This is a genomic window from Bacillus sp. S3 (genome assembly GCF_005154805.1).
Lineage (GTDB): Bacteria > Bacillota > Bacilli > Bacillales > Cytobacillaceae > Neobacillus.
Window position 1 is genome coordinate 1,285,379 of the sequence record NZ_CP039727.1, and the last position, 21,933, is coordinate 1,307,311.

The 21,933-nt window shown below is 38.7% G+C and carries 19 protein-coding genes; all 19 read left to right on the plus strand.

Features of this window, described 5'->3' with window-relative positions; translation table 11 throughout:
* Positions 1-178: 178 nt before the first annotated feature.
* Entirely contained in the window at positions 179-796 is a 618-nt protein-coding gene (locus tag FAY30_RS06070; RefSeq protein WP_149869041.1) for a YczE/YyaS/YitT family protein, read from the plus strand.
* Between the two features lie 148 nt (positions 797-944).
* Positions 945-1,721, plus strand: a complete 777-nt coding sequence (locus FAY30_RS06075; protein WP_411675489.1) for a YfkD famly protein — start codon at positions 945-947, stop codon at positions 1,719-1,721.
* Positions 1,722-1,836: 115 nt separating this feature from the next.
* On the plus strand, positions 1,837-2,025 hold the full coding sequence (locus tag FAY30_RS06080; protein ID WP_149869043.1) for an SE1561 family protein: 189 nt from the start codon (positions 1,837-1,839) through the stop codon (positions 2,023-2,025).
* Between the two features lie 175 nt (positions 2,026-2,200).
* Complete coding sequence (locus FAY30_RS06085; protein WP_149869044.1) at positions 2,201-3,745, plus strand: fumarate hydratase; 1,545 nt, start codon at positions 2,201-2,203, stop codon at positions 3,743-3,745.
* A gap of 374 nt (positions 3,746-4,119) precedes the next feature.
* Positions 4,120-4,878: a delta-lactam-biosynthetic de-N-acetylase gene (gene pdaA / locus FAY30_RS06090; RefSeq protein ID WP_149869045.1), complete on the plus strand. Its 759-nt coding sequence runs from the start codon at positions 4,120-4,122 to the stop codon at positions 4,876-4,878.
* A gap of 97 nt (positions 4,879-4,975) precedes the next feature.
* Entirely contained in the window at positions 4,976-6,358 is a 1,383-nt protein-coding gene (gene rlmD / locus FAY30_RS06095; protein WP_149869046.1) for a 23S rRNA (uracil(1939)-C(5))-methyltransferase RlmD, read from the plus strand.
* Between the two features lie 434 nt (positions 6,359-6,792).
* Positions 6,793-7,755, plus strand: coding sequence for a tRNA dihydrouridine synthase (locus FAY30_RS06100; protein ID WP_149869047.1), 963 nt, complete (start codon positions 6,793-6,795; stop codon positions 7,753-7,755).
* Between the two features lie 256 nt (positions 7,756-8,011).
* Positions 8,012-11,182, plus strand: a complete 3,171-nt coding sequence (locus tag FAY30_RS06105; RefSeq protein ID WP_149869048.1) for an ATP-binding cassette domain-containing protein — start codon at positions 8,012-8,014, stop codon at positions 11,180-11,182.
* Positions 11,183-11,328: 146 nt separating this feature from the next.
* Positions 11,329-12,363 carry an ABC transporter permease gene (locus FAY30_RS06110; protein ID WP_149869049.1) on the plus strand — a complete coding sequence of 345 codons (1,035 nt, stop codon included), beginning with the start codon at positions 11,329-11,331 and terminating at the stop codon, positions 12,361-12,363.
* A gap of 1 nt (position 12,364) precedes the next feature.
* On the plus strand, positions 12,365-13,051 hold the full coding sequence (locus tag FAY30_RS06115; RefSeq protein WP_149869050.1) for an ABC transporter ATP-binding protein: 687 nt from the start codon (positions 12,365-12,367) through the stop codon (positions 13,049-13,051).
* A gap of 239 nt (positions 13,052-13,290) precedes the next feature.
* Positions 13,291-14,436 carry a C40 family peptidase gene (locus FAY30_RS06120; RefSeq protein ID WP_149869051.1) on the plus strand — a complete coding sequence of 382 codons (1,146 nt, stop codon included), beginning with the start codon at positions 13,291-13,293 and terminating at the stop codon, positions 14,434-14,436.
* Between the two features lie 188 nt (positions 14,437-14,624).
* Positions 14,625-15,404, plus strand: coding sequence for a transporter substrate-binding domain-containing protein (locus tag FAY30_RS06125; RefSeq protein WP_149869052.1), 780 nt, complete (start codon positions 14,625-14,627; stop codon positions 15,402-15,404).
* A gap of 35 nt (positions 15,405-15,439) precedes the next feature.
* Positions 15,440-16,105 (plus strand): amino acid ABC transporter permease, encoded by a 666-nt coding sequence (locus FAY30_RS06130; RefSeq protein ID WP_149869053.1) that lies wholly within the window; start codon positions 15,440-15,442, stop codon positions 16,103-16,105.
* Positions 16,106-16,117: 12 nt separating this feature from the next.
* On the plus strand, positions 16,118-16,861 hold the full coding sequence (locus FAY30_RS06135; protein WP_149869054.1) for an amino acid ABC transporter ATP-binding protein: 744 nt from the start codon (positions 16,118-16,120) through the stop codon (positions 16,859-16,861).
* 233 nt (positions 16,862-17,094) lie between these two features.
* Positions 17,095-19,449 carry a polyprenyl synthetase family protein gene (locus tag FAY30_RS06140; RefSeq protein WP_149869055.1) on the plus strand — a complete coding sequence of 785 codons (2,355 nt, stop codon included), beginning with the start codon at positions 17,095-17,097 and terminating at the stop codon, positions 19,447-19,449.
* 144 nt (positions 19,450-19,593) lie between these two features.
* A complete protein-coding gene (locus FAY30_RS06145) occupies positions 19,594-19,848 on the plus strand; it encodes a GlsB/YeaQ/YmgE family stress response membrane protein (protein ID WP_149869056.1) in 255 nt (84 codons plus the stop codon).
* A gap of 169 nt (positions 19,849-20,017) precedes the next feature.
* Complete coding sequence (gene cyoE / locus FAY30_RS06150) at positions 20,018-20,947, plus strand: heme o synthase (protein ID WP_149869057.1); 930 nt, start codon at positions 20,018-20,020, stop codon at positions 20,945-20,947.
* 359 nt (positions 20,948-21,306) lie between these two features.
* Entirely contained in the window at positions 21,307-21,447 is a 141-nt protein-coding gene (locus FAY30_RS06155; protein WP_149869058.1) for a cytochrome c oxidase subunit 2A, read from the plus strand.
* 12 nt (positions 21,448-21,459) lie between these two features.
* Entirely contained in the window at positions 21,460-21,927 is a 468-nt protein-coding gene (locus FAY30_RS06160; RefSeq protein WP_149869059.1) for a cytochrome c oxidase subunit II, read from the plus strand.
* Positions 21,928-21,933 lie beyond the last annotated feature (6 nt).

Genomic DNA, 21,933 nt, shown 5'->3' on the forward strand with positions numbered 1-21,933 from the left:
TCATATAAGACGGGAATCCCAACCTCCTTATAGATGATAATAAGTATTTAGTTAGCTGATTGATTACAGCCCTCCTTTTTTGAAAGGTTAAGTATATTATAAAACGTAATTTGAATTTTGTAAATAATCAGATTATTACATTTTTGTTACTTTTTCACCAATCATAAAGGAGCAACAGATGAAATTTTTTATACGGCTATTATTTTTTATTATTGGTTTAACCATCATGACTTTTGGAGTATGCATGACAATTGAGGTAGCGGATATTGGAGTAGGGGCATGGGATGCGCTTAATGTTGCCTTAACAGAAAGGGTGGGCTTTTCGGTAGGCAAATGGGTCATGATTGACGGAGCAATTTTAGTGATTGTTAATTCGCTCTTAGTAAAAAGACGGCCAGATCTGCTCTCACTGTTAACCATAATTTTCATCGGTTCTTTAGTTGATTTCTGGTTGATATTTGTATTTGATTTATTTCAAGTAGAACCGTTTATCGCTAAATTGGGAATGCTGCTCGTTGGCATCTTAATTATTGGCTTTGGGGCGGCTATTTATTTGCAGGCAAAATTTCCACAAAGCCCCATTGATAATTTTATGCTAGCGATAAAGGAACGGTTTCATGTAAATTTGATGGCAGCGAAAACAATCGGCGAAATATCGGCCTTGATACCTGCTTTTTTCCTAAAAGGGCCCATTTCGTACGGAACGATCATTATTACTTTTACAGTTGGGCCTGCGATTCAATTGTTCTTTCCAACTTTTGAAAAATTAATGCAGCGCCTTCAGGAGAAGTATTGAGGGCAATAGGGATTTAATGAAAAAAATTTCTGGAATGGATAATATTAATGAACTCCGAAAAAACTACTAGCAGATATGATTAATGTTATTAGTGAAAGGAGTTACACCCGTGAAGAAACATATCTCTTTACTTATGACACTGCTATTAATGCTTACTTTTATTCCGCCTGCTTTTGCTCAAAAAGCACCGGCTAAAAAGACGCCAGCCCCAGTAAAATATCAAGTTCCTGCCTCAGTTCGCAACATTTCTAAGGAAAATACGTATCCGAATTCGACACAGGACTTGCCGTTATTGAAGCCAAGTGATTTAACCAAGAAGTTAATTAATTCATCAAAGGAAAAAATTGAAAACCCGGATTTGATTCGCATGCTTAACGAGTCAAGTATTAACAGCACCCCATTCGCGGTTGGCTACCGGGCGATTATTTACCTTGGTCAATGGCCCTTGAACTACGAATCATCCGAAACCTCCCCCAATTGGGAGTACCAAAAGATTAATACCAATTACTTTGATAATCGCGGTGGGAAAGTTCCTTATCAGATTAAGTATGTGCAAGAGGCACAGAAGATTGTCCGCGGCGGTCTGACAGCCAAAATTGCCAATGCCGAAGATGTGAAGAAGATGATGCTTCTTAAGGCAATGGAAAAGACGCGTTTGCCGCTTGCATTTGATACGATTATCGGAGCAGGTACGAAAAATGACCATATATATAATATCCCTGCAAACCGTCTGGGATACCTTTATGCGTATGCGCCCGGTGTCAATGAGAAAGGGAAAGTAACATATGGTGAAGTGTATTTAATGTTGAAAGGCAGTAAGAAGTTCATTGTCATTAAAAACGTGACCTCCCAAGGGATCGGAGCCTGGATTCCTGTTCAGGATTATGTTTCTTTTGGTTTTGCAGCTTCAGAACGGCCTCGTTGATTGAGGGAAGAAGGGCTCCTGTCGCAGGGGGCCTTTTTTTAAAATATGGGCAAACTATTGTAAAAGAGCGATTAATTCGGTAGGATGTAAACGGTAATGAAAGGAGAGAGACAGCTTGGGAAGTTCAATTCAAGATAAAAATTCACAGGTTGATTTTCTAAAGCAGCGATTGAATATGTTTATAGATGTGCTCGATGCTATTGATCCGGAAGATGCGGATCTTGAGGATATCGACCGTTTAATTTCCATGCTTGATGACATGGAGTCGAAATGCAGAGAATTCAACAATCGTGAAAGCAACTGAGTCTGTTAAATAGCAGGCTCTTTTTTTTGGAGAAATTAGCGCAAACTGCTATGTATTCGTTTGCAAGCTTTTCCTTTAATTCTAGTGGTTATAGGAGTATAATGGTAGCGTGTAAATAGTTGTAATATTTCTTAAATAGATTAATTTGGGGAACAAAGGGAAAGGGGTACTCGAATTGAATATTGAAAAATTCCAAGAAAGCATGTACAAGCTAGTGGTTGAAACTTCTACCAAGCTTCCTAAGGACGTTCGCCGCGCTGTATCGGCTGCTAAAGAAAAGGAAAATGCGGGCACAAGTGCAGCAATGAGCCTTGCAACGATTACGAATAACATCAAAATGGCAGACGACCAAGTGTCGCCAATCTGCCAAGATACAGGTCTGCCAACGTTTAAAATTAAAACGCCGGTAGGAGTGAATCAATTAGAAATAAAAGAAGCGATTAAGAATGCTATTGTTCTGGCTACGAAAGAAGGAAAATTGCGTCCAAACTCTGTTGATTCCTTAACAGGAGAAAACAGCGGTGATAATCTTGGAGCAGGGGTGCCAGTTATCAAATTTGACCAGTGGGAAAAAGATTACATCGATGTCCGCCTCATTTTAAAAGGCGGCGGCTGTGAAAATAAAAACATTCAATATAGCCTTCCATGTGAGTTAGAAGGACTTGGCCGTGCCGGCCGTGACCTTGATGGGATCCGCAAATGTATCATGCATTCCGTTTACCAGGCTCAAGGCCAAGGCTGCAGCGCTGGCTTTATCGGTGTCGGAATTGGCGGGGATCGTTCATCAGGTTATGATTTGGCAAAGGAACAGTTATTCCGTTCTGTTGAAGACGTCAATCCGAACGAAGACCTTCGTAAGCTTGAAGAGTATGTAATGGAAAATGCAAATAAATTAGGAATAGGTACAATGGGCTTCGGCGGTGAAGCAACCTTACTTGGCTGTAAAGTCGGTGTCATGAATCGAATTCCTGCCAGCTTCTATGTGTCAGTTGCCTACAACTGTTGGGCATTCCGCCGCTTAGGTGTGAGCGTGGATGCGGAGAGCGGAGAAATCAGCGAATGGATGTACCAAGAGGGTGAGTTCATCGATTTTGCTGAGACGGAGGCGGAAAAGGAAACCGCTGCTGCTTCTTCCGATGAAGTGATTACATTAGAGGCTCCGATTACAGAGGAAAAGATCCGTTCGTTAAAGGTCGGTGACGTCGTTCAAATTAATGGTTTAATGTACACTGGCCGTGATGCGATTCATAAATATTTGAGCGACCATGATGCGCCAGTTGACCTGAATGGCCAAGTGATTTATCACTGCGGTCCAGTTATGTTAAAGGATGAGGCTGGCGAGTGGCACGTTAAGGCTGCCGGCCCAACAACAAGTATTCGCGAGGAACCATATCAAGGCGATATCATGAAGAAATTTGGTATTCGCGCGGTTATCGGTAAAGGCGGTATGGGTCCTAAGACCTTGGCTGCGTTAGAGGAACATGGCGGCGTATACTTGAACGCAATCGGTGGCGCGGCACAATATTATGCCGATTGTATAAAAGGCGTTGAAGGCGTCGATTTAATGCAATTTGGAATCCCTGAGGCAATGTGGCATCTTCGTGTCGAAGGATTCACAGCTGTTGTCACAATGGACTCCCACGGAAACAGCTTGCATGCCGACGTCGACAAATCTTCATTAGAAAAATTAGCTCAATTTAAAGAACCGGTTTTTAAATAATAGTTTGAGGGGTAGACGCGTGGGATGTGGCGTCTACCTCTTTTTATTAAATATGTATCTAGGGATTAAGAGACGGAGTTCCAAATATTTTTAGAAAATGTCGTGAGTTTGGGAAAATAAGTCATAAAAGTTTGGAAATATGTCATAAGTTACAGTGAAAAGAAGATTAATAAAAGGACAATCAATCAAATCATCATTCTTCATTTTCCATCTTCAAGAAGTACAACCTCATTTCTTGTTAAACTAAACCTTCCCTATACAGGCACTAAAAGAGGACGCATTTACCATCAACCATAATCATTTCCTAAATATGCTAATTATGTTTTCCCACCTATAACAAATACTATAACAAAATAAAATTAGGGGGAACATGGATGAAAAGATTATTAGGAATCCTTTGTATACTGCTCTTACTGATTCCGAATATTACATACGCAGAAGCGCCTAATCGACCGATTCACTGGGGGTTCAAAAAGGCAGTTAATGAAAAGCAGCCCGATGCGGGCGCTGAGTATGACGAGATTCTTGCTAAGTACGGGGCATTTTACAAGGGCGATCCCAATACCAAAAACTTGTACTTAACCTTCGACAGCGGTTATGAAAATGGCTATACCCCCAAGATTCTAAAGGTATTAAAAAAGGAAAAGGTACCAGCTACCTTTTTTGTGACAGGACATTTTTTAATTTCGCAACCGGAACTTGCCAAACAAATCGTCAAAGAAGGGCACATCATTGGCAGCCATTCCTGGAGTCATCCTGACTTTACAGCCGTAAGTGATGCAAAAATTCGCGAAGAGCTCGAAAAGGTAAAAACAAAAACAAAGGAAATAACGGGCCAAAAGAAAATGAAATACCTACGCCCGCCCCGAGGCATTTTTAGTGAAAGAACTATGCAAATCGCAAAAGAAGAGGGGTATACTCATGTGTTCTGGTCACTTGCATTTGTCGACTGGAATATTAACCAGCAAAGAGGATGGCAATACTCATATGACAATATCATGAGACAAATCCACCCCGGCTGCGTGCTTCTGCTGCATTCAGTATCCAAAGATAATGCTGATGCATTAGAAAAAGCAATTAAAGATTTAAAAAAGAAGGGTTACAAGTTCAAAAGTCTAGATCAATTTAAATAATTCAAACACAGCCGGATTCCTCAAGAATTCGGCTTTTCCCAGTAAATCGTGCTATAATACAGGGTACTTATGCTTGATGAAATTTGGAGTGAACAAAATGAAAACCGAACAAGGTATTAAAATACAGCTACATCAGACATTTCCCTTAACCATTAAAAGGCTTGGCATTAATGGAGAAGGAGTGGGATATTTTAAAAAGCAAGTAGTCTTTGTACCAGGGGCACTTCCAGGTGAAGAGGTCGTTGTCGAGGCAACAAAAATTAATCCCAAATTTGCTGAGGCAAAAATAAAAAAGATTCGTATCCAATCGCCTCATCGTGTTAAACCGCTTTGCCCTGTCTATGATCAATGCGGCGGCTGTCAACTTCAGCATTTGCAATACGATCAACAGCTCAAAGAAAAACGAGATATTGTCATTCAATCACTTGAGCGTCATACAAAACTTGATGTCAACAAACATGATATTCGTCAAACCATAGGCATGGAGGATCCATGGGGGTACCGTAATAAAAGCAGCTTTCAAGTCGGTCAAAAAGACGGTAAGATTCTAGCCGGACTTTACGGACTTAACTCACATCAGCTGATAAACATTGATAAGTGTGCTGTTCAGCATTCGCAAACAAATGAAGCAACGGCTAAAGTAAAACGAATATTAGAGGATTTACATATTCCTATCTATAATGAAAAAACCAGAAAAGGAATTGTCCGAACAATTGTTACCCGCGTTGGAGTCGAAACCGGTGAATTGCAAGTCGTTCTGATTACGTCACAAAAAGAGCTGCCTAAAAAGGAGCTGCTCATCGAGGAAATTCAAAACCGGCTTCCTAATGTGAAATCAGTTGTCCAAAATATAAACGGTGAAAAAACATCGCTAATTTTTGGCGAGGAAACAGTAAACTTAGCCGGAGAAGATATCATCCAAGAAACATTGGGTGATTTGCAATTCGAACTATCAGCAAGAACCTTTTTTCAATTAAATCCTTCCCAAACAATTAAGCTTTATAATGAAGTAAAAAAAGCAGCGGCATTAACCGGCAGCGAAAAGGTGCTCGATGCCTATTGTGGTGTGGGAACGATTGGGTTATGGCTTGCGGACCAAGCAGCAGAAGTCCGCGGAATGGACGTGATTCCTGAATCCATTGAGGATGCCAAGAAAAACGCTAAACGCCATGGCTTCACCAATACCAAATATGTCCCAGGAAAGGCAGAAGAGGTCCTGCCAAAATGGGTTAAAAAAGGCTGGCAGCCGGATGTGGTTGTCATCGATCCGCCAAGAACCGGTCTCGACAACCAGCTGATTCAAACGATTTTGCAAGTAAAGCCAAAGAAATTAATCTATGTCTCCTGTAACCCGTCGACATTGGCAAAGGACATTCAAAACCTAAGTTCGAAGTACGATGTGAAGTACATCCAACCGGTGGACATGTTTCCGCAGACAGCTCACGTGGAAGCCGTGGCGAATTTGGAATTGAAATTGTAGCCAACAAATAAAAACGCTCACGACACAATAAACCCTTTTCCATAGTTTATCAACAGTTAGAATAAAAAGTGTGCATCAAAACGTGAGGAAAATTTGACTCTGATTTCGTAAAATACTTTTGCGATTTCGGGGTCTTTTTTCCTGTTAAACTCTTGTCAACCCAGTGTTTTTCTAATTTTCCTTTTCAGTATTTTTTGTAAACCTTTTTTTACTCAAACAGTGGAATGCTATTTAAAGGGGTGGATTTTAGCAGGGGATATTTTGGTTGTACTTTCCATACTAAACCCCTGGTTTTGTAAAAAAAGCATTTCCGCTGTTTGATAAAAAGTGCTTAAGCATGGTATAAGTGTAAAAGAAGCAGGACCTTCTTGTTTTTTAATTTTGGGGTAAGGGAGTATCCTGGTATCCCATAATGAGAGGATTTGAATTTGAAGATGATAGATAATTTTTGGCGTGATTTACCACGACCATTTTTTATATTGGCACCAATGGAAGATGTGACGGATGTTGTTTTTCGCCATGTTGTGAGTGAAGCAGCAAGACCTGATGTGTTTTTTACTGAGTTTACAAACAGTGAGAGTTATTGTCACCCACAAGGGAAGCAGAGTGTGCGTGGGCGTTTGACTTTTACAGAGGATGAACAACCAATCGTTGCCCATATATGGGGGGATAGGCCTGAAAATTTTCGGCAAATGAGTATTGGCATGGCGGAACTAGGCTTTCGGGGTATAGATATCAATATGGGTTGTCCTGTACCTAATGTGACACAGAATGGGAAGGGAAGCGGCCTTATCCTTCGTCCAGAAGTTGCAGCAGATTTAATACAAGCAGCAAAAGCTGGCGGATTGCCTGTAAGTGTAAAGACAAGGCTTGGTTTCACAAATGTAGACGAATGGCATGACTGGCTGACACACATTTTGAAACAAGACATTGTCAATCTATCCATTCATCTGCGTACAAGGAAGGAAATGAGCAAGGTCGATGCTCATTGGGAACTGATTCCGGAGATTAAGAAACTTCGTGATCAGGTGGCACCAGATACACTTTTAACGATCAATGGGGATATTCCTGACCGTCAAACAGGCTTGAAGCTCGCCCAACAATATGGTATTGATGGGGTTATGATTGGACGTGGTATTTTCAGTAATCCATTTGCCTTTGAAAAAGAACCGAAAGATCATAGCAGTAAGGATTTGCTTGATCTCTTAAGATTGCATCTCAATCTCCATGATAAATACTCAAATTTAGAGCTGCGTTCGTTCAAGGCTTTGCATCGCTTTTTTAAGATATATGTCAAAGGATTCCGAGGGGCGAGTGAATTAAGAAACCAATTGATGAATACGGAGTCAACAGATGAAGTGCGTACATTGCTTGATCATTTTGAGAAAGAATGTTGATGGTACGGGGACAGTAAAACGGAGTGCTTTTTATGCGTGACGAAACTCATTTTAAAGAAAGGTAACTTCACCCTTTGGACCTTCCATAAAAAATCCTTATTTGCAATAATCTTATATTAAGAGAAGTAAGTCAATTCCATATTAAGACGGCTCAGTAATGGACTGAGCCGTTTGTTTTTTTTATACACACAACAATCCCATTTGAAATTGTGCTAACATGGCTATACTAGATTTGGGGAATGGAGAGGATATCAATATGAAAATAAATCAATTAATTGCCAACAATATTAACCGTTTAGATACCATCTTGCCGGAAGATCAGACGCTCGGCATTGCCGGTTTATCTGGATCAGGTAAAACAACTTTTTGTCAGACCATTGGTGAAGAGTCTAAGAAACGCCTCGTTTCATTATTACCAAAGGCTGAATATCAGTATTTATTTCCTGATATAATGGAAACAAATTTTAGTGCTATTAATATGGAAGAAATGCCTTTAGTGCTTTTTCTCGGAAGATCATCCATTTCTTCTAATCCACGTTCAACCATTGGAACGCATACTGGAGTATTTACAGAGATCCGTGTTACTCTTGCTGAAAAATACGATCTTTCTCCAGAAGTCTTTTCATTTAATAATGAATTAGGCTGGTGTCCAAAGTGTAAAGGGCGCGGTACTAACAGTAATGTGGAATGTCCTAAGTGTAAAGGAAGGCGTTACAACGAGGAAGTTGAAGCACATACAATCGATTTATTTGGTAAACCTCATAGTATTTCAGATATTAACGATTTAAGCATTGAAACGATACTTTCGCTAGCAGATGATTTACATATTAGTGAAGAAAAACAGAACATACTTAAAAACATTATCAATATGAATATAGGTTACTTAACAATAAACAGGATTATGGGTACATTGTCCGGTGGAGAATTAACTCGACTTTACCTCGCAGAATTCATGGCTATCAGTGAAAATACTGTTATTATCATTGATGAAATATCAGTTGGTATTGATCACGAAACATTACTTAAAATTTTAGAGCAAATTAAACAATTAGGCTATAGGAATCAAATTTGGCTTATTGACCATTCTGACACAGTGCTCGATACAACAGAGAAATACGTATTCTTTGGACCTGGCAGTGGTAAATATGGCGGGAAAATCGTGGATGTATCACCGCGTCCAAAACCAGTTTACTTAGAACAAAATGAGGAAGAGCCAACAGATTACTATCATTTTCATGAATTATATTGCCGTAATATTCAAATGGCTGATATTAAAATACCAAAAAATAGACTCGTAACCATTACCGGAGAGTCTGGATGTGGTAAATCAACACTTGTCAACGAATGTATTGCCGAAGATTTTCAGAAGCGATACAAAAAAGATAAACTCGTTATGGTTGGACAAGATCGAAACCAATCCATTACGAGTCGGTCAACCGTTGCGACTTTTCTTGATATAAAAAAGAAACTCACAAAATACAGTGAAGATATTGATGATATTTTCGATCGCTCGATTGAAGATATCATTGATGAACTACCTAATGAAGATATCGCACATAAACGTTTAAGCTTATTAATCAAACTTGGACTAGGTTATTTGACTTTAAATAGAAGAACCCAAACACTATCGACTGGAGAATTTCAATGTGTTCATTTAGTCTCGGAACTGTTTGCAAATTCAAGAAATCCTCATACACTTTTTATTTTTGACGAACCTTCAAAAGGTTTATCACAAAATATTTTAAATCAATTCATTGATAGTATCAGGGGCATTCTACAAGATGAATCAGTTTCAATTATGATGATTGAACATAATGCCTATATGATGGAAAGTTCTGATTTTATCGTTGATTTTGGTAAAAGAAAGAATGAACCTGTAACGCATCTTGAAGTTGTCAGCCATCATGAATATTATGAGACAAACAATAGGGAAGAAACCGCTGCTCATGAGCCTATTTCTTCTAAACTTAATTCGCAATATGGTATTACGTATTTAAAAGAAAATCATATCGACTATTTTCAACATGCAGAAAATGTCTATAAGGGCGGGATTTTAAAAAGTTTATCATCTATGGCCCGTTTGATTTATGGTGAATACGATTCTAACAAAATAGCACCTGTCATTGCCATTGATCTTGAAAGACATTTGTATAGTCAATATAGTTTCCTTTATGAAATGGGCGGCATGATTAACCATATTGTGGCGGCGCATCCGACTAATAAAGATACGAGAAGCTTCGATTTCTTTTCTAAGGACAATCATTGTCCATCATGCTCAGGTCGTCTTAAGATTGAAATATTTGATAAAGACCTTGTGATTCAAGACAAAAATCTTCCATTCTGGGATGGTCTTTTCTATCCAGAAATAATGGAAGTATTAAAATTTTATCAATACCCAAAATTAGAATTTCTATTTGAAGAAATAAAGAATGAGCTCGGGTTTGACCTGACGAAAAGCTATAATGAAATGTCAGATGCAGAAAAGCATATCTTTTGGTACGGCTATTTTGAAAAGTCATTTTATGATAAGAAAGGCAAGGCACGTAGAACATGGGTAGGTTTTAACACCATCCTTGGCATGTATATTGTCGTTTCAAAATCAATTATTAAAGAGCAAATGAAAGCTTCTAAAGAAATGATTACCTGTCCAATTTGTGAGGGGACTGTTTTAAACCACGATAAACCGCTTAAATTTGGAGACACAGATATTCGTGATATGATCAATCAGCCGATTGACCAAGTAATGAAAATAGTAGGTGATTTACCTGCACTGGTCAAACTGAAATCAATTGTAGGCGGCGATATGATTTTGACAGAAGATGTCTCCTTACTGCCTAGAAAAACACAAGTCGCATTAAAAATGTTTGAATTAGAACAAGCAAGCTTTACGGGCTATGAAATGGTATTACAAAATGTCTTCCCATTCTGGGACGGAATCAAAGAAAATATCGAATCCATTAGCGCCAATAATCAAGTGACCATTTGTGATTTTCCTACTATCAATGAAACAAAAGAAACAATCATAGATCAGTATTTCACCAATGGAAAATATAAAAAACTGACCTATGTTTATGAAGCATTTGGTTACAAAAAATTAGTTACCGAAATTAATAAAATTAAAAAAAGCCATCCATGTCCATTCTGTAAAGGAAAGAAAGTGATATCAGAGGATAATCTGCATGATGGTGTGTATAAATTAACCATTCCATGTGTAAGTTGTCTGGCAAGCGGCATCAATGATAAGGGCCTTAAGGAACTGGTTGAAGGTATACAAGTAAAAACATGGTTAACAGGAACAGTTAGTGATGTTGTGGATGAAAACTTATATACAGAGGATGTCGCGGATATTCCCATTTTCAATCGTATTCGGGAGTTAAATAAACAAGATATGATGGCTGTTTATCAATGCCTTAAGCAAAATAATTAAAATCCAGGGAGACGGTTCTGGCGGCACCGAATGCCACCAGAACCGTCTCCCTGTTTTCTAAGCTTTTAAATGTAATAACCTGTTCATCTTCTATTCATACAACGATTATAAACTAAGGATGTCAAAAAGAGATGGGAGGAATAAAGATGAACATTGCATGGAAAGAAATTAAGAAAAATAAAATGAGGTTTGTCATTTTAGGTTCAATCGTTTTTCTCGTTAGTTTCTTAACGTTTATTATATCTGGTTTGGCAAATGGATTATCACATGACAATGCAGCACTAATTAAAGATTTACCGGATGGTTATTTCTATATGACCAAGGATGCAGAAGAAACTTATAATCTATCAAGAATAGATATCAGTACTCAGGATCAAATGTTGCAAAGTCGAAAGGATGCTACAGCCTTTTCAATTCAAATGGGATTTGTAAATGATAGTACGGGGAAACAACGCAGTGTTGCTTTTGTTACATCGACACATTCAAAGTATTTTCAAAACGTAAAAAAGGGAGAAATTGTACTGGATCGCTCACTAGAAGATGAGGGGATAAAAATCGGAGATTCCTTAACGAATAATCAATACAGCGGCAAGTTTATTGTAAAAGGTTTTGCGGATCAGAGTAAATACAGTCATGCTCCTGTCGCTTTTATAAGTTTAGCAGACTATAAAGAAATGTATCGAGCCAATGAAATGCAATTGATTTTCGCACCGGAAGGGGATTCATCACAAGTACCCGCTAGCTTGCAAACTTTTTCAAAAAAACAGTTCCTTAATACCATTTCAAGTTATAAAGCGGAACAGACGTCCTTAAATATGATTGTTTGGTTTTTAGTTGTCATCAGCGGTATGTTGTTTGCCATCTTTTTCTACATGATGAACGTTCAAAAAATGGGTCTATATGGAATTCTGAAAGCAATTGGTTTAAAAACAAGTGCCTTGTTCAAAATGATGTGGACACAGATGATTTTTATTACGGTCATTGCACTTGGTCTTTCGGTTGCCCTTAGTCATGCTTTTAATATAGTGGCGCCTAAAGGTATGCCGTTTAGTTTAACCTCTGGGACAACCATCCAATTATCAATTGTTTTCCTCATAATCGGATTTGTTGGGGCGACGCTTTCCGGTATCCAAATAAAAAAAGTCGAACCGCTGCATGCCATACAACAAGGAGAGGTCTAATATGACAATATTCACAATAGATGATGTAAGAAAAACCTTTACGAACGGTGATGTAAAGGAAGAAATACTAAAAGGAATTAATCTAACTCTTCAAGAGGGAGAAGTAACAGCATTAGTGGGCGCCTCCGGTTCTGGTAAAAGTACACTCCTTACAATTGCTGCAGGACTTCAACCCGCATCAAATGGAAAAGTGGTTTTCGATGGGAATAATATGACTGTTATGAATTCTGAACAAGTTCGAAAAATACGGGCAAGTAAATTTGGTTTCGTTTTTCAATTTGCCCATCTTGTTCCTTTTCTCACAGTAGAAGAGCAGCTCATGTTAATGTTGGATGTATCTGAATCTAAAATGAAGAAACGTGAACAAAAAAAAGAAATTGATAAAATCTTAAACCTAGTTGAAATGGATCATCGAAAAAATGCCTATCCATCCTCGTTATCCGGAGGGGAAAAACAGCGGGTTGCCATTGCTCGTGCAATCATCCATAAGCCTAAAGTTCTCTTTGCAGATGAACCTACTGCAAGTTTAGATACAAAAAGGTCAAAAGATGTTATGGCGTTAATCCGGAATTTAACTAAAACATTGAACATTACGACGCTAATGGTTACCCATGATGGGGAAATGCTTTCCTACGCTGACCATATCATTAAGATGAGCGATGGAATGGTTTTGCAAAGCGGAAAATAAAATTCTGAACAAATGGATGTAGTGCAATAAATAGATCAAATACGTATAGCTAAAAGCCCCAATTAAAAATGGGGCTTATTTGTGGTTTTATGGGCAAATCTTCAATAACGAAATTTCTACAAAAAATTACAATTATATTACATTACCGACTATTCCATTGTTATTAGTCCATTAGACATATAAACTAGAAATATATTAGGAATCGGAATACGTGCTAGGGTACAAAAGGAGATATTAAAATGATAAGAAAATTATTCAAATATTCGCTGTCGGCAGTGGTCCTTGCCGCAATGATTCAAGTAACACCTGCTTTTGCGAGTCCAGAAGATTCACCCGTAACACAAGGGCAAATCAATGAGACACAAGGACAAATTGAAGATTTCGAAACAAAGATTCAACAATTAGACGACCGCATCATCATTGCAATGGAGAAAAGTCAAAAACTTCACGATAATATTGCCGCACAGCAAGGTAAAATTAATGATACAGAGGCTGAAATTGAAAAAGCCAAGAAATCTCTCGATCTACATAAAAAAATCTATTCTGAGCGACTAAAAAGCATTCAGGCTGAAGGAACGCAGTCAATCGCCACATATGCTGAGATTTTGCTTTCCTCTAACAACTTTTCTGATTTTTTATCTCGGTTTACTGCTATTTCAAAGATTATGGAAAGTGATACAGACTTATTAAATGGATTAACTGAAAAAGACCAAGTATTAAAAGCGGCAGAGGAAAAATTACATAATGAATTAGACAAATTAAAAAATAGCCAGGAAGAATTAGCTTCCGAACAAAAAAAGATTGAAGAAAATAAAAACGAAATTGCCAGGGCATTAGCAGATGCGAAAAACAGATTACAAAACCAACAGGATCAACTGGCAGAACAAAAGGCTGAAGAAGAGGCAGAGCAGCAAGCTCGTTTAGCCCAGCAGCAACAAACTCAACAGCAAACCCAATTAGCCCAGCAGCAGCCTTCAGTAAACAATGCTTCACAGTCAGCTCCTTCCGTTGAAGTGGCTAATATTGCTAACACTGATGCCGCAAGTGCGGTTATTGCGTATGCAAAACAATTTTTAGGCGTTCCTTACGTATGGGGCGGAACAAAGCCAAGTGGATTTGATTGTTCTGGCTTCACTTCGTATGTGTATCGTTCAGTGGGCATTAATCTTCCGAGGGTATCACGAGACCAGCAAAATTTCGGGACAAGAATTTCTCCGAGTCAAGTACAGCCTGGAGATTTAGTATTCAGGGGTTCCCCTGCCCATCATGTAGGTATTTATATTGGAGACGGGAAATACATCCATGCCCCGCAAACGGGTGATGTTGTGAAAATATCTTCTTATGATTCGTCTAAATTTTCTAGTGCTGCTAGAGTATTGCATTAATATTAGTATCTCAGAAAAGGCAACTACCCTTTATATTTTGGGTGTTGCCTTTTTCGTATGTTACTAATTAATAATTTTTCATATTTGACTGGACGGCAATTGCTTGTCCGGTTTTTTTAGGTTAGAAAACTAAAATTAGGGGTATATATCAAAATATCGCTTGAAAAAGAGAGGAGACAGAATCAAGCATGAGAAGACAATACATATTTTTACTATTGGGCTTATTTTTACTAGGTACACTGACTGCCTGTGCCGAAAAGGACCAGCTTTCAGATGGGACAAAGCTGATTGACAAGGAGAAATTTACTTTTGCAGCTTCTGGTGAATTTAAACCCTTTAGCTATCTGAACGATGACCTATCAATGACAGGTTTCGATGTTGAGGTAGGGAATGCTGTTGGAAAAAAATTAGGACTTGAACCAGTACAAAAGAGGATGAAATTTAAAGGACTCATTGAGGGCATCAAAACAGGCAGGGCAGACGCAGCTGTTGCCAGCCACACCATTAACCCCGACCGTGCCAAGCAAGTTGCATTTTCCACTCCATACTACTACTCAGGACCACAAATCTTTACAAGGCCTGACAGCAATATTAAAACAGTAGAGGACATAAAAGGTAAAGAAGTGGCCGTAGCGAAAGGGTCTACCTATGCGGAGACGGCCAAAAAGTATACGAGCAATATTAAAATGTATGATAGTGATATTACGGCATTAAAGGCACTTAGTATCGGAAGGCATGATGCTGTTATTACTGATTTTGTTACGGGGAAAAGTTCCCAGAAAGAAGGTTTTAACATTAAAGGACAGCAGCTTATAGAGCGAAGCGAGCAGGCAATTGTTGTACCTAAGGACAATCCGGAACTCTTAAAACGGATAGATAATGCACTACAACAACTTCGTGAAGACGGTACACTTGCCCGGATCAGCAATAAATATTTTGGGCAGGATATTACAAAAAAACCAGAATAGTAGTTTGACAATTTAAAAGAAAGGAAGTCGTTATCTTGCCTAGTTTTTCACATTTTTTACATACGTTTTTCAGTAGTAAGGGCCTTTTCATAGATGCTACAATACTAACCCTAGAGCTTACTATAGTTTCAATATTAATAGGAATTATTATTGGCTTATTCTTTGCCCTATTAAAAATATCGAGAATTAAAATTCTGGAGTATATTTCAAATGGTTATGTGTTCCTTGTGCGCGGAACACCGCTTATTGTTCAGATTTTCATTCTGTATTTTGGCTTTAGCGGAATTTTCCTAATTCCCGACTTTTGGGCAGCAGCTCTTGCTCTTGCCTTTCATAACGGTGCCTACATTGCAGAAATCTTTCGCGGAACGATCCAATCAGTTGATAAAGGACAAATGGAGGCTGGCCGTTCACTGGGAATGACCAGGGGTGTTACACTGCGCAGGATCATCCTTCCACAAGCGTTTAGAAGGGCACTTCCTCCACTTGGGAACCAATTTATTATTGGACTTAAGGATTCATCATTGGCAGCCTTCATTTCGATGAATGAATTATTTAATGTTGCGACCACACTGGGTTCCAATAATTTTGATGAAATGACGTACCTGTTAATTGTTGCCGTTTATTATCTAGTGCTCGTTGCATTATTAACCATGATGGTAAGTATGTTTGAAAAGAAATTGGCAGTCAGTGATCGATAGGAGGACAATTATATGAATGGACGAGAAATGATTAAAATAGAAAACTTGAACAAATCTTTTGGCAGTTTGCACGTTCTAAAGGATATTGATATGTCTGTCTACGAAAGCGACGTTGTTTGTCTGGTTGGGGCCTCTGGATCCGGTAAAAGTACGCTCCTAAGATGCCTTAACTTTTTGGAAAAAAAGGACAAGGGGAGTATTCTTATCCGTGGAGAAAAGATATCGCCCGATACCCATAATCTTAACCATGTCCGTCAAACAGTAGGAATGGTTTTCCAGCATTTTAACCTCTTTCCGCATAAAACGGTTCTTGAAAATATTATTGAAGCCCCAACTATAGTGAAAAAGATTCCTAAAGGTCAGGCGGTGGAAGAAGCGAGGGAGCTGCTCCAAAAAGTGGGGCTCGAGGATAAGGCAGATGTTTATCCGAGCAAGCTGTCAGGAGGGCAGAAACAGCGTGTGGCCATAGCAAGATCTCTAGCGATGAGGCCGGATATTATGCTCTTTGATGAACCAACATCAGCCCTTGATCCAGAGCTGGTCGGAGAGGTTTTAACTACAATGAAGGAGCTGGCTGATGAAGGAATGACCATGGTGGTCGTGACCCATGAAATGGGTTTTGCCCGCGAGGTCGCTGATTGGATTGTATACATGAATGAAGGAAGAATCGTCGAAAAAGATAGACCGATAGAATTCTTTGAAAATCCGAAAGAAGAACGGACGAAAGAATTCCTTAAAACTACCATGCTCAAATAGAATGTTTACTTGATAAAGCAGCAAGGAAAAAAGGATGCCCTAAAAAGTTCATAGGAACTTTTGGACATCCTTTTTCTAATGTTCTGAATTAGTTTACACCGACTGCATCGAGGGTTCTTTTTTTAATTTCTTTTTTGGTTATAAAGATGGTATTTTAGGATTATACATAAATATATTTAATAGATTAAAAGAAAAATGTTCGGATGAAATCTTTGAGCAGGGGAATGTAAAATATGAATGAAGAGTTAATAAAAAATGCCGAGACATCCTATCGGCGGGCTGAGCAGAAGGCGGCACAATATTTTCACTCACTTAATGTGCTAGTCGCACAAAAATCATATGTTCCTGCCTTAACAAAGGATATACAATCGTGGAAACTGAACCATATTCATCACCCATTATTATCCTTGTTTTCCCGTGGAAAAAGAAAATCTGATTCCTTAGAGTATCATCATTATATCCAATGGCTCAATTATACTGGAAAACTAGATAATTACCTTGATCGGAGCATCTCTTATCTTTTCATGCGGGATCTTGGCAAGGCGCTCGACTCTCCTGAAACACAAACAAAGGTTCGTCAAGTAGTTGATCGTTTAAAGGATCAGCTTACAACCCGGAATGATAAAAATGAAATGTTTAGCATGGCAGGGTTGTATCGGTGGGCTCAGAGGGAAGGTATCGAAATGACCGTTATTTGGCTGATTAATAAGCTGAAAACGGTATCCGTCAATATTCATGAAAGGATGGATGTCGAGCATGCTCAGCGAAAACTGATTAAGATTATTGCAGGGGTAGTGATGCATACCTATGAAGAGATGGAGGATCATACATCTGCCGAAGAACGCAGTAAAAATCTTGATGAAGCAGTCAGGATCGGCTATGCCTACGGGCTTACCTATCCCTTCATTGATGATCTCCTCGACTCCAAAGTCTTGTCTGACACGGAGAAGAAGCAATATTCTGATTTGATCAGGACCACTCTTATCACCGGTTCTGTGCCCGAATTAGGCGAGTGGTTTGGGGAAAACATGAGCCTGATGCGATATATTCATTCTGAACTCCGAGAGGGTTTTAATTATATTAAGTCAATCCAACGGCCAGGGAAATTGAAAACTTTTTTCGAGCAGTCCTATGTGTTTTTTCATTCTCAGGAAGTAGATCGTGTTAAGGAACTATCCAATACAAAATACACCAATGATGAACTTTACATCCCAATCATTTTAAAATCCTCTTCTTCCCGTTTGATTGTCCGTTCCGTCCTTAGTGCGCCTAAAGACGAGGGCTTTGATAACCGAACCTTCTATTATGGAATATATAACCAGCTTGCAGATGATTTTGCCGATATGTTTGATGACATGAAGAACGGAGCGGTAACACCTTTTACTTATTATTTGAACTATCATGAACAACGCCCTGATTTAATTAACCCCTTTGAATTATATTGGGCAGTCATCTCTAATTTGATCCATCATGTGTATCACTCAGATCCCAAGACATGTGAGGTAATTTTAGACCGTGCCATAAATGGCTTAAAAAGATTTAAAAAAAGAATGGGAATCGCAAAATATAACGAGGTAATGGGGCTATTTGCTTCAGGAAATCCGAAATTCAATAAACTCATTCAAAAGATGGTTCTTAAAGCAGATGATGTTGATTTCTTCGATAAATTGCTTCGCGACCATATGATTTCTAATTTGAAAAATGACAGAAAGGATCAGGAAGAGTTTTTAGATACGATTGAAACTGTTCGAGATCGGATTAACCATATCTTGCCTATTCCAGCTGTTAATAATGAATCACCAATAATTGAGGCAGCCAATTACAGCCTTGAAGGCGATGGAAAGCGGCTCCGGCCCATCATGACTTGGGTGATGGGTGTGAATGAATATGGATTAAATAGCGCAGCAATCGATCCGCTTTTAAGGTCATTGGAATATATGCATAATGCATCATTAATCTTCGATGATCTGCCTTCCCAGGATAATGCTTCCATCCGCAGAGGGCGGCCAACCTTACATCAGGTGTACAACAATGCCATAGCGGAATTAACTGGTCTCTTTCTGACTCAGAAGGCAATTGAAGAACAAGCATCACTTGACAAGTTCGATTCAAAAACGGTGCTTCATTTAATTCATTATTCTGCCCGTGTAACAGGGGAAATGTGTAAGGGGCAGGCGATGGATCTTGAGTCCAAAGGGAAACTATTAACACTAGAACAACTGAATCTTATGTGCTTTTATAAAACAGGAATCGCATTCGAAGCTTCGCTCATCATGCCTGCCATACTCGCACATGCAGGGGAATTCGAAATCGATGCATTGAAAAAATTCGCCCGTCATGCAGGAATTGCCTTTCAAATTAAAGATGACCTGCTGGATGTTGAAGGAGACCAAAGCCTGATTGGAAAGCCCATTGGAAAAGACGCAGAAAACAACAATTCGACGTTTGTGTCAATTCTTGGGGCAGATGGTGCTAGAAAAGAGATGTGGGACCATTACTGTTTTGCTATGGAAACACTTCAGGAAGTGCCGCGCAATACTACTTTTTTAAAGCATTTATTGAATTATATAGTGAACCGCGATCATTAAGATAATATCCTTGGTGAGTTTCATGTGGTATAGATACTAAGCGGTTGCTTAGCATCTTTTCGATTATTTTGTGGTGCGGATTCCTTTTTACTTTTGAACATTTAGGACAAGGTTCGAATATGCTGGTAAAAAGGAGTTTATATGATGAGTTTAATTACGTTTATTATTACAGTTATTATCGCGATGATAATTGGTATTGTTGCGGAAAAATTGGCACCTGTTAAGATGCCTGGAAGCTGGGCTGGGGCTATCGTTGCTGGTTTCATTGGGGCTTGGGTTGGTGAATATTTATTTGGGGCATGGGGTCCTATGTTAGCGGGCTTTTCATTGGTTCCCGCTCTGATCGGTGCTTTTATCGTTGTGATCGCTGTCGGTGCTATTGCTAAGTTCTTAAAATAATATAGTTACAGTTGAAGGTGAATAATATTCCAGTTTAGGAATCGACCCACTATTAAGATATAAAGGGTTGATTCCTTTTTTCGGTGCCGGAATGTGTTATTATATAAAGAGGAAAAATTGATACTCTAAATAAAGAATTATTTTATCCATTTTTAGGAGAGGATTTCAGATGAATAAGAATAGCATTGCTGCTCCACAAAATGGTGGGGGAGCTGCTTTGTCGAATTCTACTTTATTTGCTGATTTACGGTCACTTTTTAAAGCGCCGGTATTAATAGCAAACGTTTTGCCTGTGTTTACAGGATTTTGGTTAGCTCTTTATTTTACCGGAGCTTCTTTTAATGATTACTGGGATTTGTTTTTGCTCACGATTATTGGCAGTACGCTTGTTATGGCGGGGGCACTTGTGATCAATAACTGGTACGATGTGGATATTGACACTGTTATGGATAGAACGAAGAATCGTCCTACGGTAACGGGGCATTTTTCGCTTAAAACGGTTTTAACTTTAGGAATAGCTCTGTCTATTCTTGGATTTATTCTTTTACTGTTCATAACCGTTGAGGCTGCTATTTATGGGTTCATCGGATGGTTTACCTATGTAATCTTATATACGATGTGGTCAAAACGCAGATATACACTTAATACCGTAATCGGAAGTGTTTCCGGTGCTGTTACACCTTTAATTGGCTGGACGGCGATAGAATCAGGCTTTCATATGATCCCGATTATGCTCGCACTCATTTTGTTTATTTTTCAAATGCCGCATACCTTCGCGATAGCCATCAAGAAATACGATGAATATAAAGCGGCAGGGGTTGCCATGCTTCCAGTTGTGTACGGCTTAGCGATGACGAAGCGGCAAATGGCAGTATATGTTGCCTGTTTATTGCCATTACCTTTTTATCTGGCCCCGCTTGGGACAACGTTTGTTATACTCGCCACGCTGCTTAATATTGGCTGGCTGGTTGTAAGTATATACGGATTTTTCACGAAAAATGATCTTAAATGGGCCCACGTGAATTTTCTTTATTCGGTCAACTATATAACCATTATGTTTCTGATGATGGTTATTGTGACATTACCTGTATTTAGTTAAAAACAATAAAAAAGCTGTCTCCAACGTATGCAAGCAAATTGCCATACATGGGGACAGCTTTTTTTTCTTAAAAAACTTATCTGTTCACAAATTTGTCATTTTTTGTTCTTGCCCATTATTCGTTGTTAAAAATCTATTTTACCATAATAAAAAATCTTACTAAAAAGGTTAAGACTGTGATAATAGTGCTTTTTGAAGAGTTAATAAATAAGTTCATGCGGAAGTCTTAATGAAATTGAAATAATAAGCGATCCATTTTTTCTATTAAATTTTATTCTTTCCCGTGATTCAGTTCACTTCGTTGATAACGGTTCGCAACTATGATGTAAGTATAAAGAATTTAAGGGGGATGAAATAGGATGGCAGCTACAAAGGGTAACAAAAAAAATGAAGCACACGAAGCTCCGCTTAAAGGAACCTGGATTTCCGTGGGTGTAGTAGGGGTAGTCATTCTTCTTACGTATTTACTGTTATACGGGCTATTTATGACGAGATTATAGGGGGGAAAAGAAATGAAGATGCATCTGGATGAAAAGATATGGCTGACCTTAAGTTTTGGAATGATAATGATTTTTATGTTTATAACTGGTTACCAAGCCTTCGCGTACGATATGGAGCCGCCAAGTAATAAAGAAATAATAGATCCGCAAAAAGTAGATCAAACAGCACCATTTGATAAGCCGGGAATTACAAAGATTGGTGAAAATGAATATGAAATCGTTATGACATTGCAAATCTTTAGTTTTAATCCAGGTAATATTGAAGTGCCTGCCGGATCTACCGTCCATTTTATCTTAACTTCTAAAGATGTTGTCCATGGATTCGAAGTGGCTGAAACAAACCTAAATGCGATGGTCATGCCGGGGCATATTCAAAAGATTACGCAAAAATTTGATAAGCCTGGTTCCTATTTAGTGTTATGTAATGAATATTGCGGTGCCGGACACCAAATGATGAGTACTACGATTACGGTTAAATAAAGGGGG

Coding starts and splice junctions, on each gene's coding strand:
- FAY30_RS06125 (WP_149869052.1), top strand. CDS start 14,625: ATGAGAAGACAATACATATTTTTACTATTGGGCTTATTTTTACTAGGT.
- FAY30_RS06140 (WP_149869055.1), top strand. CDS start 17,095: ATGAATGAAGAGTTAATAAAAAATGCCGAGACATCCTATCGGCGGGCT.
- FAY30_RS06105 (WP_149869048.1), top strand. CDS start 8,012: ATGAAAATAAATCAATTAATTGCCAACAATATTAACCGTTTAGATACC.
- FAY30_RS06160 (WP_149869059.1), top strand. CDS start 21,460: ATGAAGATGCATCTGGATGAAAAGATATGGCTGACCTTAAGTTTTGGA.
- pdaA (WP_149869045.1), top strand. CDS start 4,120: ATGAAAAGATTATTAGGAATCCTTTGTATACTGCTCTTACTGATTCCG.
- rlmD (WP_149869046.1), top strand. CDS start 4,976: ATGAAAACCGAACAAGGTATTAAAATACAGCTACATCAGACATTTCCC.
- FAY30_RS06115 (WP_149869050.1), top strand. CDS start 12,365: ATGACAATATTCACAATAGATGATGTAAGAAAAACCTTTACGAACGGT.
- FAY30_RS06075 (WP_411675489.1), top strand. CDS start 945: ATGCTTACTTTTATTCCGCCTGCTTTTGCTCAAAAAGCACCGGCTAAA.
- FAY30_RS06110 (WP_149869049.1), top strand. CDS start 11,329: ATGAACATTGCATGGAAAGAAATTAAGAAAAATAAAATGAGGTTTGTC.
- FAY30_RS06135 (WP_149869054.1), top strand. CDS start 16,118: ATGAATGGACGAGAAATGATTAAAATAGAAAACTTGAACAAATCTTTT.
- cyoE (WP_149869057.1), top strand. CDS start 20,018: ATGAATAAGAATAGCATTGCTGCTCCACAAAATGGTGGGGGAGCTGCT.
- FAY30_RS06070 (WP_149869041.1), top strand. CDS start 179: ATGAAATTTTTTATACGGCTATTATTTTTTATTATTGGTTTAACCATC.
- FAY30_RS06155 (WP_149869058.1), top strand. CDS start 21,307: ATGGCAGCTACAAAGGGTAACAAAAAAAATGAAGCACACGAAGCTCCG.
- FAY30_RS06145 (WP_149869056.1), top strand. CDS start 19,594: ATGAGTTTAATTACGTTTATTATTACAGTTATTATCGCGATGATAATT.
- FAY30_RS06100 (WP_149869047.1), top strand. CDS start 6,793: ATGATAGATAATTTTTGGCGTGATTTACCACGACCATTTTTTATATTG.
- FAY30_RS06120 (WP_149869051.1), top strand. CDS start 13,291: ATGATAAGAAAATTATTCAAATATTCGCTGTCGGCAGTGGTCCTTGCC.